The following is a 16,016-nucleotide window of genomic DNA, read 5'->3' as shown; positions in this document are numbered from 1 at the left end:
CAATCAGGCCGCCGACAGGTCCTTCAAGAGGACGACGCTCTCGTAGTTGGTCACATCCCACTGCCACGTCCCGATCGGCACGTAACCACGTCGGCCATACCATCCGACGAGGTCGGCGGCCTGGGCCGACGTGTCGATGACCACCTGCGTAGACCCCCGGGCGGCGATCCTTTCCTCCGCGAGCGACAGGAGCCGCTGCCCGAGGCCGGTACCGCGCTGCGACGGATCCACCGCCAACTGCCAGAACGACCCCGAACCTGCAGGGGCCGGGTACCCGACCGGGGCCTCGTACGGAGCCGCCACCGTTACGGTGCCCACCAGCTCATTCCCCCGCACAGCTAGCCAGCACTCGCCCGCCCGCAGCCGGTTGGTCGTGTCCTGGACGGACTGGTACGAGGCGAAGAACACCCGCCCTTCGGCGGCATGACCGGAGTAAGCGCGATGAAGCAGGCCTGTCAGCTCGTCGATGGAGTTGCCCTCCGCGAACCGCCGCAGCACTACAATTTCGCTTGGGCCGGGCGCCGTCGATCTATGGATTGATCGCCTGGTCACGCAATCAAGTGTCGGCCGAGCGGTGACCTGCCGCTCGTTGAGCCGCGAGCGTGCGATGGCACCAGCCGTTCCGCGGGGTAGCCGAGGCCTCAGCCACCTACAAGCAGGGCCGTACGCCACCTGGATCTTCTTCAATCGCGCAGCGGGAGCGCCTTGTCAACGCTCTCTGAAACCACGGTTCAACCGCCGCCGACACTGATTCTTCAGCACGCTCCGGACCTCAGGTTCCACCTGGGGTGATAGGCGCACCGCACAGTTGGCGCCCAGCGTGTCGGCGTCGGCCACCGTTCACTTCGGGGCTGTCCTGCTCGTACCTCCGCGATCCTGTCGGCCGCTGTGGCAGCTTCCTCGTGTTCCCATACGCGGATGACCGTCCAGCCCGCGTTCATCAAATGCTGGTTGGTGTCCTGCGTCTCGCAGACGATTTCGTTGCACCTTATCCGTCCAGAACTCGGGGTTCTTCGTCGAGGCGCGGTGGTGCTCGGGACAGCCGTGCCAGAAGCATCCGTCTACGAAGACCGCGACTCTATCCTGCGGGAAGAGGACGTCAGCTCTACGGCCAATTCCGAGCGGTCGAGCGGCGACGCGGTAGCGGAGTCCTCATGCGTGCAGCATCGACCCGGTCGTTGCCTGGCATACCTGGCAAAACCCGGTGACAACCGGTCTCGTTCGGTAGGGTGGAGCGCGGACTGCTTCGTGGGTCCGCTCGCCTGTGGAGGTGCATCTCTTGTCGGACCCCTGGCTCTCTGCCGACGACATTGCGGCTCACCTTGGCGTCAGCAAGGACACGGTCTACGCCTGGATCGCTGAGAAGGGCATGCCCGCCCACAAGGTCGGCAGGCTATGGAAGTTCCAGGCCAGCGAGGTCGACGAGTGGGTCAGGAGTGGCAGCGCCGCCTCTACGGGCGACGATCTGGCCCCGGACCCAGGCTGAACAGCCGCCAGTGTCGGTGCCCAAAGGTATCCTGATCGACTTGCCCAAATCTGGAGAGGAGGACTCTCGTGAATGATGCTCTCGTCCCGTCGCCTCGGCGCTACGCCCTGTCGTTCACGACAGGTGCCCTCCTGGCGCGTGAGGGTGCGCTGCTCGCTCCCGTTTACGTCGAGCGTCGAGATTGGGAGCAGGTCCGGGACGAGGCGGTTGAGGGAAACCTCCTGCAGGCTCGGACGTATCGCACGGGCGTTCGACTGGTGCGGGAGGCGGTCAAGCGCCTGTCGACCCTCTCGGACGACGAGGTCGAGCTGTTGGTCGAGACCACGGCGTCGGAGCGGGCGCATCTCATGTGGGCAGCCGCCTGCCGCCGCTACGAGCTCATCGGGGAGTTCGCCGAGGAGGTATTGCGCGAGCGGTACCTCATCCTGGCCTCGACGCTGGCCTATGAGGACTTCGACAGCTTCGTCCGTACCAAGGCGCTCTGGCACGAGGAGCTGGCGGCCATCAAGGAGTCGACGCTGCAGAAGCTGAGGTCAAACGTGTTCAAGATGCTGCGGGAGGCCGAGCTCCTGTCCGAGGCGGGCTGCATCATGCCTGCTGTGTTGTCCGAGCGGGTGGCGGCGGGGCTGATTGCCCGCACACCGAGTGACCTGCGCTTCTTCCCGACCCAGACCGCTACCGAGCAGGGGACTGCATCGTGATCCCGAAGACCCTGCCCGAGCAGGAGGAGCACCTGTTCGCGGTGCTCAGTGGCCGGCGCTTCCTGCAGATGGAAGGCCTGAGCAGCGAGGTCCCTTTCTTCATCTACCCATACCCGCCAGAGGACGCGCTGACCGTCGCCGCGGCCAAGAAGCGGATCAAGAACCGGCTGGCCGGCGCTGGGGTGACGGTCTTCGAGATCAACCTCTATGACCTGTCGGTCGAACTGCTCAAAGAACGGAACGTCTGGGATCGGGTGCTGGCGATCGAGCCGGACCAGGACAAGGCCGATTTCCGCGAGATGCTCCAGGGGATGCTCGACCCCCAGCTGCACATTGCCCCGGCGATTCGCGATCGGCTCGTTACCGAGACCTTCGACATCTTCTTCCTCACCGGTATCGGTGAGGCCTTTCCGTACATCCGCTCGCACAACATCCTGAACAACCTGCAGTCGGTGGTCACGGGCAAGCCGATGCTCATGTACTTCCCGGGCCGCTACGAGCAGTCCGACACGTTGGGCTCATCGCTCGTGCTGTTCGGTCGGCTCAAAGACGACCAGTACTACCGAGCCAAGAACATCCTGGAACAGGAGGCGTGAGCTCGATGCAGCTCGACCAGATCTTCGCCAAGGACATCCAGCGTCCGATCGAGGGCGTCATCAAGGCCGATGACGCCGCGCACCTGGGTACTGAGGTTGACGAGTACGTCCTGACCAACGAGGCGGCCAAGGGGCTGGAGATTCTGCTGGAGGAGTACACCTCCTACACCAACGCCAACGGCGTGTGGATCTCCGGCTTCTTCGGCTCCGGTAAGTCGCACATGCTCAAGATGCTCGCCCACCTGCTGGGTGACGTTGAAGGCCAGGGCTACCCGCGCCAAAGCGTCTCGGACAGCTTCCGCTCTAAGACCCCGGACGCCTTCCTGCCTGGCCTGCTTAACAAGGCCGACCGGATTCCGGCGAAGAGCCTGCTGTTCAACATCGACCAGAAGGCCACCCTGATCTCCAAGGATCAGACCGACGCCCTGCTCAAGGTGTTCGCCAAGGTGTTCGACGAGTCTCGGGGCTACTACGGCAACCAGGGCCACGTCGCCCGCTTCGAGCGCGATCTCGACAACCGCGGCCAGTACCACGCCTTCAAGGAAGCGTTCGAGCGCATCGCTGGCATCCCGTGGACCCGGGGACGCGAGCAGAGCGCCTTGGAGGGGCCGAGCATCGACCGGGCCTTCGCCGAGATCAACGGCGGGACGGCCGACGGCATCATCCGGCAGTACAGCGCCTCGCACTCGGTCTCGATCGAGGACTTCGCCGACGAGGTCAAGGCCTGGCTGGACAAGCAGGGCGACCCAACCTTCCGGCTGAACTTCTTTGTGGACGAGGTTGGCCAGTTCATCGGCTCCGACACCAAGCTGATGCTCAACCTGCAGACCATCGCTGAGTCGCTCAACACCAAGTGCGGTGGCCGGGCGTGGGTATTCGTGACCAGCCAAGAGGACATGGAGAAGGTCATTGGCGACCGCACCCGGCAACAGGGCAACGACTTCTCCAAGATCCAGGCCCGGTTCAAGACCCGCCTCAAGTTGACCAGTGCCGACGTCGAGGAGGTCATCCGCAAGCGTCTGCTGGAGAAGAACGACGCCGGTGTCGGTGCGCTGTCCGTGATCTACTCCGAACAGCACGCCAACTTCAAGACGCTGTTCGACTTCGTCGACGGGGCTAAGACCTACCGCAACTACACCGACGAGGCGCACTTCGTCGGGACCTACCCGTTCGTCAGCTACCAGTTCCCGCTGTTCCAGGCCGCAATCGAGGGCATCTCCGACCATAACGTCTTCGAGGGACGGAACAGTTCGGTCGGCGAGCGCTCGATGCTCGGCGTCGTCCAGCAGGTCGCCAAGGACATCGGCAACGTCGAGGTCAGCCAGCTTGCGACGTTCGACAGCATGTTCGCCGGCATCCGCGCCTCGCTGAAGTCGGCAGCCCAGCGCTCGATCGACGTTGCCGAGCGCAACCTCGACAACGACCTGGCCGTCCGGCTGCTGAAGGCGCTGTTCCTGGTCAAGTACGTCGAGAGCTTCCAGGCCACCCCGCGCAACCTGACCGTGCTGGTCTACGACCGCTTCGGCCTCGACCTCCCGGCGCTGTCGGAGCAGGTCAAGGAGGCGCTGACCGTTCTGGAGACCCAGACCTACATACAGCGCAATGGCAACACCTACGAGTACCTGACCAACGAAGAGCAGGTTATCGAGGAGGAGATCAAGAACGTCGACATCGACGCCTCCGAGATCAGCGGCCGGTTGTTCAAGATCCTGTCCGGTGACGTCATCAAGGCCAGCAAGATCCGCTACGCCAAGAATGGGCAGGACTTCCCGTTCGGCTTCAAGCTCGACGACCAGGTCCACGGCTCCCAGAAGGAGCTGGCGGTCCACTTCATCTCCCCGGAGTACCCGTACTCGCCCGAAGAGATCCGCATGCACAGCGCGGGCAAGGACGAGCTGCGCGTCATCCTCGAGCCGGACGCCCGGGTGCTGTCGGACCTGCGCCTGCTGATCAAGACCGAGAAGTACATCAAACGGAAGCAGGGCACCTCGATCTCGGCTATCGAGGGCCAGATCCTGCAGACCAAGGGTGCGCAGAACATCGACCGCGAGAAGGAGCTGATTGAGCGGGTCAAGGCATCGGTGGGCAAGTCCACTCTGGTCATCAATGCCGCCGACATCACGTCCAGCTCTCAGGACGCGCTGGTCCGGGTGACTGATGGCTTCCAGGACCTGATCAGCCGCACCTACACGCAGCTCAAGCTCCTCGACGGCAGGACGTACAGCGAGCAGCAGGTCGCCGGAGCAGCTAACCCCGACGGTGGCCTGTTCGACGCCGCCGACGCCAGCAAGCTGTTCGCGCCGTCGGAGGAGGTGCTGTCGTTCGTCCTGCGCAAGGAGGCCCTCGGCGAGCAGGTCACGGTCAAGACGATCGTCGACAGCTTCACGGCCAAGCCGTACGGCTGGGACCTGGCCTCGATCGAAGTCCTGATCGCCCACCTGATCGGCACCTCCAAGGTCACGCTCACCGTCGACGGCAACGTCCTCAAGCGATCTGAGGTCGCCACGGCGCTGCGCAACACTCAGAAGCACGCCCACGCCGTGGTCTCTCCGCAGAGGACCTTCGACGAGCGCAAGGTCGCGGCCTTCCGCAAGTTCTGCACCGACTTCTTCGACGAGGGCAACACCCCCAAGGATCCGCTGGAGCTGGCCCGCCACGGCGCCGACAAGCTGAAGGCCAAGCGCGACGAGCTCAAGGCCACGATCACCGGCTCGAAGTACCCGTTCGTGGCTCAGCTCTCGGCCCCGATCGACCTGCTGGACCAGGTGGTCGGCAAGTCCGACGACTGGCACCTGACCGACTTCAACCTTGGCGACGATCTGCTCGACGCCAAGGAGTCCACGATCGACCCGATCCAGGCCTTCCTCAGTGGCGGCCAGAAGACCATCTACGACGACGCCGTTGCTCTGCTGACCACCCACAGCAGCAACCTTGGCTACCTGCCGTCCGGCCGCGACGCCACGGTGCGCACGGCGCTCGACGACCCGAATGCCTTCCGTGGGAACAAGATGGCCCAGCTCAAGCAGGCCACCGACCAGCTGCGCGATCAGATCGACCAGGTCATCGCTACCAACTGCGCCGAGGTCGTTGAGGCGATCGAGGGACGCAAGTCCGAGATCGAGCAGAGCGCCTTCTACGCCAAGGCGACACCGGACGCCCAGGAAAGCGTGCTGCGCCGTGTCGATCAGACGATCGCCCGCGTTCGTACCCAGAACCAGATCGCCCTCATCCGTGAGACCGGCTCGAGCTTCGAGGAAACCGTCTACCCGGGTCTGCTCGACCAGCTGGCTGCCTCGCAGCAGGTCGACGGCGACGGCGAAGGTGGCACGCCACCGCCGCCGAAGCAGACCGTGTCGGTCAAGACCATTTCCGCTACCGGCGTCTCCGGAGTACTGGAAACAGAGGCGGACGTCGACCGCTACCTCGACGCCCTGCGCTCTGCGCTCGTGAAGACCCTGAACGACGGAAAGCGAATCTCTCTCTGATGGAAACCGCACCGCTGAAGTCGTTCGCCACCTGGGCACGGACCGCGCTCATCCGCGAGGTGACCGCCCGGATCGCCGTTGTGCTGGCTCCTGCCTCGTCCAAGCGGGTGGAGCAGCCCACAGCCGTCGAAACCCTGGAGAAGGCCGTCACGGCGGCTGGTGGGGGAGACAAAGGCAAGGCCGCGGTCGCCGACAAGGTCGCCTACACCTGGTTTAACCGGATCATTGCTCTGCGCTTCATGGACGCCAACGGCTACACCGGCATCGGCGTCGTCTCCCCGCAGGCCGGCGTCGAGACCGGTCAGCCCGAGATCCTGGCAGAGGCCAAGCGCGGCAACTTCGACACCGCAGTGGTCGGAGGCAAGACTTGCGAGACAGTGACGGCACTTCTCAACGGCACCCGCCAGAGTGACGACGCCCAGGGCGAGGCCTACGCCCTGCTGCTCGCGGACTACTGCCACTACTGGAACCGCGCTATGCCGTTCATGTTCGAGCACGAGGGCGACTTCACCGAGCTGCTCATCCCCGCCAACCTCCTGGCCGACGACTCCGTGCCGAGCCGTGCGGTCAAGGTGCTCACCAAGGACGTCTGCCAGGACGTCGAGGTCATCGGCTGGCTGTACCAGTTCTACATCTCGGAGCGTAAGGACGAGGTCTTCGCCGGGTTCAAGAAGAACAAGAAGGCCGGTGCCGACGAGATCCCCGCAGCCACCCAGCTATTCACGCCGCACTGGATCGTCCGCTACCTCGTCGAGAACTCCCTCGGCCGGCTGTGGATGCTCAACCGCCCGACCTCGCGCCTGGTCGACCAGATGCAGTACTACATCGCCCCGGTCGACCAGGAGACCGACTTCCTTAAGATCACCGGCCCCGAGGAGCTCAAGGTCGTCGACCCGGCATGCGGATCGGGCCACATGCTGACCTACGCCTTCGACCTGCTGTACGCCATCTACGAGGAAGAGGGCTACGCCCCAGCCGCGATCCCCGCCCTGATCCTGACCAACAACCTCTACGGCGTGGAGATCGACCCGCGAGCTGGAGCACTCGCCGCCTTTGCTCTGAACATGAAGGCGCGCGCCAAGCAGCGCACGTTCTTCAACAAAAAGGTTGAGTCCAACGTCTGCGTTCTCGACCCGATCCGCTTCACACCGGACGAGATCGACTTCCTACTGACGCGCGGTGGCGACAAGCACGCCGAGGCGGACTTCTGGAACCAGTTCGAGCACGCCGACACGTTCGGATCGCTCATTCAGCCAGACCCAGAACTGACGGCTCGCCTCAAGCAGCACATCGCTCAGCTCGATGACGGCGGAGACATCCTCCTCGCTAACGTGCTCGACTGGGCGGAGCGAGTCGTACTCCAAGCCGAGTACCTCGCGCCGCGGTACGCCACTGTCGTTGCGAACCCGCCCTACATGGGTAGCGGCAACATGAATGCGCGCCTGTCCGAATGGACCAAGAGAGCCTTCCCGAAGGCGAAGGCAGACTTGTTCGCGTGCTTCATTGAGCGGGCGGCGGAGCTAGCAGTGCCGCTCGGCCGAGTGGCGATGATCACTATGCAATCGTGGATGTTCCTGTCATCGTTCGCTGCCATGCGAGCGGCGCTATTGAAGAACCATGCTCTTGAGTCAATGGCACACTTGGGTACAGGCGCCTTTGACAGTATCGGCGGCGCAGTTGTGTCGACCACCGCGTTCGTTTTCGAGGTGGCAGCGTCGTCAGGGCCAGGAAGGCGTGGAGCCTTTGTTCGGCTGGTTGACGATTCTGGGGAGAGGGGTAAGTCCACCGCTCTTCTGTCTGTGGCGAGTGGGCAGGATGTGGCGCGGCTACACGTATCGAGCAGCTCTACGATGCTCGGTCTGCCTGGAGCTCCGATCGCCTATGCAGCGAGTCCGGCGCTGGTCGCGGCGATGTCGAGTGGTGTACCACTTGGCGAGATGTTCCAGCCACGAACGGGCATGAACACGGGTGACAACGCAAGATTCGTGCGCGACTGGTGGGAAGTCTCAAGCTCCAAGTCGATGCTCAGTGCAGGCTCCACTACTGAAGCCCATGCCACTGACCGGAAGTGGTTCCCGTACAACAAGGGCGGGGCATATCGTCGGTGGTACGGAAATCAGCAGAGTGTCATCGCATTTGACGCCGCCAACTACGAGATTCTTAGCAATCAAGGCAATCACCTCCCTTCTCGCCAGTACTACTTCCAGCCGTGCGTCGCATGGACGAAGATCGCCACGAGTTCGACATCGTTCCGATTGTTCCCACAGGGGTTTGTGTTCGATGGAGCGGGGGTGTCACTGTTCGCGGACACCGACGAGCAGCGAGTTGCGATTCTGGGCTTTCTAAACTCGAGCGTCGCAGAACGTTCCCTAGAGCTCCTGTCGCCGACTCTCAATTTCCAATCCGGCGATATCGCTAGGCTCCCCGCGCCACCCGAGGCCAGCTACAGCGAGGTGGCCGCCACTGTGGGGGAGCTTGTCGATGTGGCGAAGAGCGACTGGGACAGCCAGGAACTCTCATGGGGATTCCAGTGGAACCCGTTGCTCTCCACCGGAAGCGCGGAGGAAGTGTTGCTGGCGGAGCGGTGTGGCGCACTCCTGCATGAGGCGGATGGTGTCGTCCATAGGCAGGCCGCATTGGAGGAGCAGAACAACGAGATCTTCGCTCGCCTGTTCCAGCTCGACGGCGAGGTGCGGCCGGACGTCCGGCTGTCGTCTGTGTCGCTCTGGTGTAACTCAGCCTTCTTGTACGAGAGCCTCGAACCGGATGCGCAGGTGCGCGCTGCGGAACAGCGAGCGGTCATCGACCTCGTCTCCTACGCCACTGGCTGCATGTTTGGTCGCTACAGCCTGGACGAGCCGGGGGTCATCCTGGCCGACCAAGGGACCACAGTGCAGGACTACCTGGTCAAGGTGCCGAACCCGACGTTCGCTCCGGACAAGGACAACGTCATCCCCATCGTTGATGGCGACTGGTTCGAGGACGACATCGTTGCTCGCTTCCGCACCTTCCTCCGCGTAGCCTTCGGGAAGCAGCACTTCGAGGAGAACCTGCGCTTTGTTACCGAGTCGCTCGGCGTCAAGGACATCCGCGAGTACTTCGTCAGGACAGGTACTCGGGCAACGTCGTCGAGGTTCTACGATGACCACGTCCAGCGGTACAAGAAGCGCCCGATCTACTGGCTTTTCTCCAGCCCCAAGGGATCGTTCAACGCCCTGATCTACATGCACCGCTACACGCCGTCCACGGTCTCGACGGTGCTGAACGAGTACCTGCGTGAATTCCGGGCCAAGCTCTCGTCGAGCCTGCAGCAGCAGGATCGTCTGGCCGCCAGCGGTGGGACGCCACGCCAGCAGGCGGCCGCCCAGAAGGAGGCCGACCGGCTGCGCAAGGTGCTGCTGGAGCTCGAGGAGTACGAGCACGACATGCTGTACCCGCTGGCGTCTCGTCAGCTGGCGATCGACCTGGACGATGGCGTGAAGGCCAACTACCCGAGGTTCGGAGCCGCCCTGAAGAGGATCCCTGGACTTGAGGCCACCGATGAGTGACGCCGCTACGGTCCGTCCGCACCTACTGCGCTGGTTCGACAACCACCGGGTCGTCTTCTGGCACGATCCGGAGGGCCAGTACGTCGCGGACGTGGACGGTCTCGACCTGCCCGGCATTCAGACCATCCGTGTTGCCAACGACGAGTTCGCCATCAAGAACCGGCTGCTGCACGACGAGCCGGAAGGCAAGTTCCTCGTCTACCGCTCCGGTCAGGTGCCGAACGGTATCGGGGACTGGCTGCTCGACCTGGAGCTGGCCTACGGGGTCTTCACGGCCGACCGCACCGCACTGGTCGCCCAGGATCTCGGCCTCGCGGGCGAGGGCATCGACGAGGTCGTCCAGGCGCACGAGAAGTTCTTCAACGCCACCAAGCGGGTCCAGAGCCTGAAGGTACTGCTGAGCCCCGAGGACGATGCCGCCCGGCTGCGGGCGAAGATCAGCGCCGTGGTGCTCGGTCAGCGTGAGCACATCCTGCTGGAGATTACGAGGACGCTCCTCACCGAGAACGCCAAGGGTGCTCACGCCAAGTACGACGCCCTGGCCGACTACGGCCTCGACGGCTTCTACTGGCAGGGCGTGGCTCGCATCTACCGCTATGAGTCGTCCACGCCGAGCATTGACGACTTGGTGCTGTGGATCTTCCAGCGGGCCATTGAGGGCTTCAAGTCGGACAGGCCAGGTGGTCTGCAGAACATCCAGCTCGACTTCGCCAGCCTACGCAACGACCGGCGTAGTCAGGAGGCCATGGCTGCGCTGGCCAAGCGCGCGGCCGGCGACCTCGACTACAAGTCGAAGATCGAGGACGCCAGCTTCCGCGACCTGGTCAGCATCGACCTGTTCGAGGAGACCGACCAGAAGATCATCAGCGACCTGGCACGGGCAGTGGCCGAGCAGACCGTCACCCCGCGCGAGGTGGCCGAGGTGGTCCGGGCACGGCAAAGCAGCGCCTGGATCGACAAATACAAGCGGCTCTACACGGCTGTGGCCAGCGCCTCGGAGCTACTGGGCGAACTGGCCTCGCTCAACCTGACCATGCAGTCGTTCGACGACGGCTTGGAGCGCTATCGGCGCGAGTGGTTCCGCATCGACCAGCTCTACCGGCAGTTCGTCTTGGCCGCCCGCACCGCCGAGTACCCCAGGCCCCTCGAAGCGCTGCGTGAGCAGGTCGAGAAGCGCTACACCAACAAGTATGTCTACGAACTTGGCAACGCCTGGCAGCAGCAGGTCGACCAGGTCGAGAAGTGGCGCTCGATGGCGTTGCGTTCCCAGACCGCCTTCTACTCCCGCTACATCGAGCCGCTGGTGCGCGACAGCGACAAGAAGGCCGTGGTCATCGTCTCCGACGCCATGCGTTACGAGGTGGCCGACGAGCTCGGTTCGCTCATCCGGCAGGAGGACCGCTTCGACGCAACCCTGGAGGCGGTCCTCGGGGTGCTGCCCAGCTATACCCAGCTCGGCATGGCGGCACTGTTGCCGCACTCGACCCTCAAGCACTCGGCCGATGCCAAGACGGTGGTGGCGGACGACCAGCCGACCAACAACACCACCTTCCGGGGCAAGATCCTGGAGGCGGTTGGTGGTTCGGCGATTCAGGCCGAGGACTTCAAGGCCCTGAACGCCGACGAGCGACGCGAGCTGTACAAGGCCAACCGGGTCTTGTACGTCTACCACAACCGGATCGACGCCACGGGAGACAAGCCCGGCACCGAGCGCCAGGTGTTCGAAGCCGTGGATGACACGTTGCGCGACATCGTGGACCTGGTGAAGAAGCTGGCCAGCGCCAACGCCACCAATATCTTCATCACGGCCGACCACGGCTTCCTGTTCCAGGACGAGGCGCTGGCCGACACCTTCTTCCTATCGACCCAGCCCCAGGGCGACGACATCAAGCTGGTCAACCGGCGCTTCGTGCTCGGCACGGGCCTCAAGGTCGATCCGGCCTTCGCCACCTTCGAGGCGGCTCAGCTCGGATTGGAGAGCGAGCTGGAGGTCCAGATCCCCAAGTCGATCCATCGCCTGCGACTGGCCGGCGGCGGCTCACGCTTCGTCCACGGCGGGGCGACGCTGCAGGAGATTGTTGTGCCGGTGCTGGCGGTCAACAAGAAGCGCAAGAGCAACACCCGGCTGGTCAACGTCGAGGTGTGGCCGGAGTCGGACAAGATCACGACCGGACAGGTCGTCGTCCGGCTCTTCCAGACCGATCCGGTCAACGACAAGATCCAGCCCCGCACACTTAGGGCTGGACTCTACGTCGGCGAGACCCTGATCTCGAACCTCGTCGACCTGACCTTCGACCAGACCTCGACCGACAAGCGCGACCGTTACCAGAGTGCACGGATGCTCCTCAGGCAGGAGTCGAGCGACTACAACAACCGGGCGGTGGAGTTCCGTCTGGAAGAGCACATCTCCAACACCAACCAGTGGCGGGTCTTCGTCAAGGCGGTCTACACGCTGAAGCGTTCGTTCGCGTCGGACTTCGATTTCTAGAGGGGAAGGGAGCTGAGATGAGCGAGACCGACAACGAGGAAGCCGACGCCGGCACACCGCAGCAGAGCGATCTCGACTTCAAGATCAACCTGCTGTTCCCCGGAGTCGTCGTCCGGAAGGACCTGGTCAAGGCCGTCAAGGGCAACGCCATCGTGCCGTCCTACGTCCTGGAGTACCTGCTCGGGCAGTACGCCGCCTCCGACGACGAAGCCACCATTCAGGCCGGTATCGACACAGTCCGCAAGATCCTGGCCGAGCACTACGTCCACCGCAGCGAGTCCGAGCTGGTCAAGTCGACGATCAAGGAACGCGGCCGGCACCGGATCATCGATAAGGTCACCGTCACTCTCAACGAGAAGGCCGACGTCTACGAGGCCGAGTTCGCCAACCTCGGCATCAAGGGCGTCATCGTCGACTCGCCGATCATCAAGGCTCATCCCAAGCTGCTGGTCGGTGGCGTGTGGTGCATCTGCGACATCGAGTATTTCCACAGCGACGACCAGCGTGTCGTGCCGTGGATCCTCGGCTCGATCAAGCCCATCCAGCTGTCCAAGTTCGACATTGACCAGTACCTCGAAGCCCGGCGCGGGTTCAATACCGAGGAGTGGATCGACCTACTCATGCAGTCGATCGGCTTCAACCCGGAAATGTTCAGCAGACGAGGGAAGTTCTTCCAGCTGGTGCGCCTCATCCCGTTCGTGGAACGCAACTACAACCTGGTCGAACTCGGCCCCAAGGGCACTGGCAAGTCCCACATCTTCTCGGAGTTCTCACCGCACGGGATGCTCATTTCCGGCGGCGAGGTCACCGCCCCCAAGCTCTTCGTCAATAACTCCAACGGGCGCATCGGCCTGGTTGGCTACTGGGACGTCGTCGCCTTCGACGAATTCGCTGGCAAGAAGAAGCGCGCCGACAAGGCGCTCGTCGATATCATGAAGAACTACATGGCGAACAAGTCGTTCTCCCGTGGTGTCGAGACCCTCGGTGCCGAGGCCTCGATGGTCTTCGTCGGCAACACCTCGCACACCGTGCCGTACATGCTCAAGAACTCCGACCTGTTCGACGAGCTGCCCGAGGCCTACCACGACCCGGCCTACCTCGACCGTCTGCACCACTACATCCCCGGCTGGGAAGTCGACATCATCCGAGGCGAGATGTTCTCCGACGGCTACGGCTTCGTCGTCGACTACATCGCTGAAGTGCTCAAGTCGATGCGCTCCCAGGACTACTCCGACCGCTACCAGCAGCACTTCACGTTGTCGCCGGACATCTCGACGCGCGACCGCGACGGCATCCACAAGACCTTCTCCGGCCTGATGAAGATCCTCTACCCGGACGGCCAGGCCGAGAAGGAGGAGATCGAGGAGATCCTCCGGTTCGCCATCGAGGGCCGGAAGCGGGTCAAGGACCAGATCCTGCGCATCGACTCGACCATGGCCGAGGTCAAGTTCGGCTACCTCGACCAGGGCGGCACCTGGCACGCCGTCGCCACGCTCGAGGAAGACGAATACCCGGCCTACTACCACCGCGGCCGCAAGGAACAGGAGAGCGCGCCGGAGAAGCCGCCGACCGACACCGACCCGCTTAGCGGTGGTGTCGCCTCGACGCCTGCTACGAGTACTGACAAGCCTACAGAGCCGGAGCCCGAACCAGAGCTGTTCCAGGGCCACCGTGAGTACCGGGAAGGCCAGCGCGGCGTCTCGTTCGACTCGCTACTCGTACCGTACCTGCGGGGCGCCGCCGAGATCACGATCGTCGACCCCTACGTGCGAATGTTCCACCAGGCCAGGAACCTCATGGAGCTGGTCGAAGGCATCGCGCGGGGCAAGGCTCCCGCCGACGAAGTGACCCTCAAGCTCGTCACGGTCGAGAACCAGGACGGTCCCGAGAAGGTCCAGCGCCAGCTGGAGTACCTGCTCCAGATCAAGAAGAGCGCGGGCGTGCTCGGTATCGTCTTCAACGTCGAGCTGGTCGATCCGACCGCCATCCACGACCGCTCGATCACCACCGACACCGGCTGGAAGATCCTGCTCGGCCGTGGCCTCGACATCTTCCAGCGCATGAGCGACAGCCCGTTCGACCTCGCCACCAAATACCAGAAGTACCGCGAGCTCAAGGGCTTCGGCATCACATATCTCCGCGAGGCCGGCGAGTAGACGCCGACATGGAGCCGAGCCCACATTGACACCTGCGTGGAGCCACACCCTGGTCTGGCCGATCGCAACCAGAGGAGCCCAATGAGCAACTGGTGGGAGCTGTATGCAGCTTCGATCCCGGACGGTGCGGACCTGGTCGCATCAAGAGACACCCCAGGCTGGGTCCGTGGCTTCTTCCGGAGAGCGGACGGGATCGGAGGGCACGCGGAGTTCGCGAAAGTAGACCTGCGCGGCCCGGCGGCGGTCGTCGCGGCGATCGGCCTCGCAGTGGGCGTCGTCGGCACCGTCGCCGTCGTCAAGAGCGCGTCCCGCATCCAGCAGTGGTGGGAAGACCAAGCCCTCCCAGCCGCTCAGACTGCGCTAGACCGGATTACCCGACAGGACAAGGCTCCCAGCCAGTCCGCCATGTCTGAGCTGGTATTGAGCGAGTCGGTCGTTGAGAACTTCTCCAACGAGATTGTCGTTGCGCTGGAGGACACCAGGACCAGCATGAGCAGCGCCGAGGCACAACGGCACCTGCTTGAGATCCTGATGGCTGCCTCGATCATCGCTGACAGGATGCGAGCCCTGTCCAACGCTCGCATCGAGGACGACGCCCACCTCCCGGAGTTGGCGAGCGCGATGGCGAAGCTCACGGCTCCGCAGGTCACCGACACGATCAACCGGATGCTTGAGACGAACACGTCCCTGCTCGACGACGAGACATCGGCGATCTTCGCGAAGATCTTCGGCGGCGGTCAGGTCACCGACCTGGCCACGTGGGGAGCCTGGCAGTACTTCGAAGTCACCCAGTGACCGCTACGGCACCCCGAGGTTGAAGATCGCGTAACCGCCGTACCAGCCCGAGAGCGCGCCCAGGATCAGCAGCACGGCCAGAGCCTGGGCGCGGCTCAGGCGCTTGAGCGCCAGCGCGAGCGGGATGGCCAGCGGAAAGATCGGCATGACGAAGCGGCTGATCGCGCCGAACATCTGCTGGCTCAGCACGATCAGCGCCAGCGTCCCCAGGGTGTAGACGACCAGCACCGCCGGAGGGCGCAGGCGCAGCAGGAGCAACACCAGTATCGACAGGCACATCAGTACCGCCAGCCCCACCAAGTTCTCGGTCGGGCAGGGGAAGAGGTAGTCGTAGCGGCCAAGCATCAGGCCCTGGATCGACTGGAAGGCGTTCGCGCCCCAGTCGAAGGAGTGCGCCCAACCGACAGGTCACGCTGCTGGAAGGCGGCGTGGTCGTCCTGCCACTGCTTCGTTAGCCGGGTCACAGTGGCCGCCGACAGGCTGGCCGCCGAGCCGAGGAACTGCCCGAGGCAAGCATCGAGGTGCCCTCCGGGCGCATCGCAATCCTGGGATGCACCGACTACCTCCCGGATGTCGCGCGCTTCGAGGTCCCCGAGGGCTTCGTGCTCGTCCGTGCCTCGCGCACGAACCTGGCCAATGCCCGCCAGCCCGGTGAAGAGGGCTCCGAAGCGCCGGAGGCCGTCGAGCGGGTTCACCTTCAGATCTGGCCCGCTCCCCACGCGGCGCCGGTCGTGATCAAGCGATGGACGCCCACAGGCTGA

12 protein-coding genes are annotated in these 16,016 nt (G+C 63.9%); 9 read left to right on the top strand and 3 right to left on the bottom strand.

Annotated elements, in window-relative coordinates; all coding sequences use genetic code 11:
• Positions 1-3: 3 nt before the first annotated feature.
• The gene (locus GXW83_RS01125; RefSeq protein WP_182441005.1) at positions 4-552 is read right to left on the bottom strand and encodes a GNAT family N-acetyltransferase; all 549 of its coding nucleotides are present in this window, start codon (positions 550-552) and stop codon (positions 4-6) included.
• Positions 553-840: 288 nt separating this feature from the next.
• Positions 841-1,116: a very short patch repair endonuclease gene (locus GXW83_RS33640; protein ID WP_225447403.1), complete on the bottom strand. Its 276-nt coding sequence runs from the start codon at positions 1,114-1,116 to the stop codon at positions 841-843.
• Between the two features lie 163 nt (positions 1,117-1,279).
• Between GXW83_RS33640 and GXW83_RS01115 the strand changes: the two genes are divergently transcribed.
• The 8 genes from GXW83_RS01115 (at position 1,280) to GXW83_RS01080 (ending at position 15,255) form a co-directional block, all read left to right on the top strand.
• On the top strand, positions 1,280-1,486 hold the full coding sequence (locus tag GXW83_RS01115) for a helix-turn-helix domain-containing protein (protein ID WP_182441004.1): 207 nt from the start codon (positions 1,280-1,282) through the stop codon (positions 1,484-1,486).
• A gap of 68 nt (positions 1,487-1,554) precedes the next feature.
• Positions 1,555-2,187, top strand: coding sequence for a DUF1819 family protein (locus tag GXW83_RS01110; protein ID WP_182441003.1), 633 nt, complete (start codon positions 1,555-1,557; stop codon positions 2,185-2,187).
• Entirely contained in the window at positions 2,184-2,783 is a 600-nt protein-coding gene (locus GXW83_RS01105; RefSeq protein WP_225446673.1) for a DUF1788 domain-containing protein, read from the top strand. The genes GXW83_RS01110 and GXW83_RS01105 overlap by 4 nt, the downstream gene beginning before the upstream one ends.
• A 5-nt stretch (positions 2,784-2,788) precedes the next feature.
• Positions 2,789-6,268, top strand: a complete 3,480-nt coding sequence (gene brxC, locus GXW83_RS01100) for a BREX system P-loop protein BrxC (RefSeq protein ID WP_182441002.1) — start codon at positions 2,789-2,791, stop codon at positions 6,266-6,268.
• Positions 6,268-9,816, top strand: coding sequence for a BREX-1 system adenine-specific DNA-methyltransferase PglX (pglX, locus tag GXW83_RS01095; protein ID WP_182441001.1), 3,549 nt, complete (start codon positions 6,268-6,270; stop codon positions 9,814-9,816). The genes brxC and pglX overlap by 1 nt, the downstream gene beginning before the upstream one ends.
• Positions 9,809-12,304, top strand: a complete 2,496-nt coding sequence (gene pglZ, locus GXW83_RS01090) for a BREX-1 system phosphatase PglZ type A (RefSeq protein WP_182441000.1) — start codon at positions 9,809-9,811, stop codon at positions 12,302-12,304. The genes pglX and pglZ overlap by 8 nt, the downstream gene beginning before the upstream one ends.
• Before the next feature lie 17 nt (positions 12,305-12,321).
• The gene (gene brxL / locus GXW83_RS01085; protein WP_182440999.1) at positions 12,322-14,460 is read left to right on the top strand and encodes a BREX system Lon protease-like protein BrxL; all 2,139 of its coding nucleotides are present in this window, start codon (positions 12,322-12,324) and stop codon (positions 14,458-14,460) included.
• 81 nt (positions 14,461-14,541) lie between these two features.
• Entirely contained in the window at positions 14,542-15,255 is a 714-nt protein-coding gene (locus GXW83_RS01080) for a hypothetical protein (RefSeq protein ID WP_182440998.1), read from the top strand.
• A 3-nt stretch (positions 15,256-15,258) separates the two neighbouring features.
• Here GXW83_RS01080 and GXW83_RS01075 read toward each other — a convergent pair whose 3' ends face one another.
• Positions 15,259-15,600: a hypothetical protein gene (locus GXW83_RS01075; RefSeq protein WP_182440997.1), complete on the bottom strand. Its 342-nt coding sequence runs from the start codon at positions 15,598-15,600 to the stop codon at positions 15,259-15,261.
• Between the two features lie 176 nt (positions 15,601-15,776).
• Between GXW83_RS01075 and GXW83_RS01070 the strand changes: the two genes are divergently transcribed.
• A complete protein-coding gene (locus GXW83_RS01070) occupies positions 15,777-16,016 on the top strand; it encodes a hypothetical protein (RefSeq protein WP_182447736.1) in 240 nt (79 codons plus the stop codon).

It is taken from the genome of Streptacidiphilus sp. PB12-B1b (assembly GCF_014084125.1).
Taxonomy (GTDB): Bacteria; Actinomycetota; Actinomycetes; order Streptomycetales; family Streptomycetaceae; genus Streptacidiphilus.
The sequence above is the reverse complement of the archived record's forward strand: the minus strand, read 5'-3'. Positions and strand labels throughout refer to the sequence as shown.

Bases quoted from the DNA above. Each gene is read 5' to 3' on its own strand.
- brxC (WP_182441002.1), top strand. From the start codon at position 2,789: ATGCAGCTCGACCAGATCTTCGCCAAGGACATCCAGCGTCCGATCGAG.
- pglX (WP_182441001.1), top strand. From the start codon at position 6,268: ATGGAAACCGCACCGCTGAAGTCGTTCGCCACCTGGGCACGGACCGCG.
- pglZ (WP_182441000.1), top strand. From the start codon at position 9,809: ATGAGTGACGCCGCTACGGTCCGTCCGCACCTACTGCGCTGGTTCGAC.
- brxL (WP_182440999.1), top strand. From the start codon at position 12,322: ATGAGCGAGACCGACAACGAGGAAGCCGACGCCGGCACACCGCAGCAG.
- GXW83_RS01080 (WP_182440998.1), top strand. From the start codon at position 14,542: ATGAGCAACTGGTGGGAGCTGTATGCAGCTTCGATCCCGGACGGTGCG.
- GXW83_RS01075 (WP_182440997.1), bottom strand. From the start codon at position 15,600: ATGCTTGGCCGCTACGACTACCTCTTCCCCTGCCCGACCGAGAACTTG.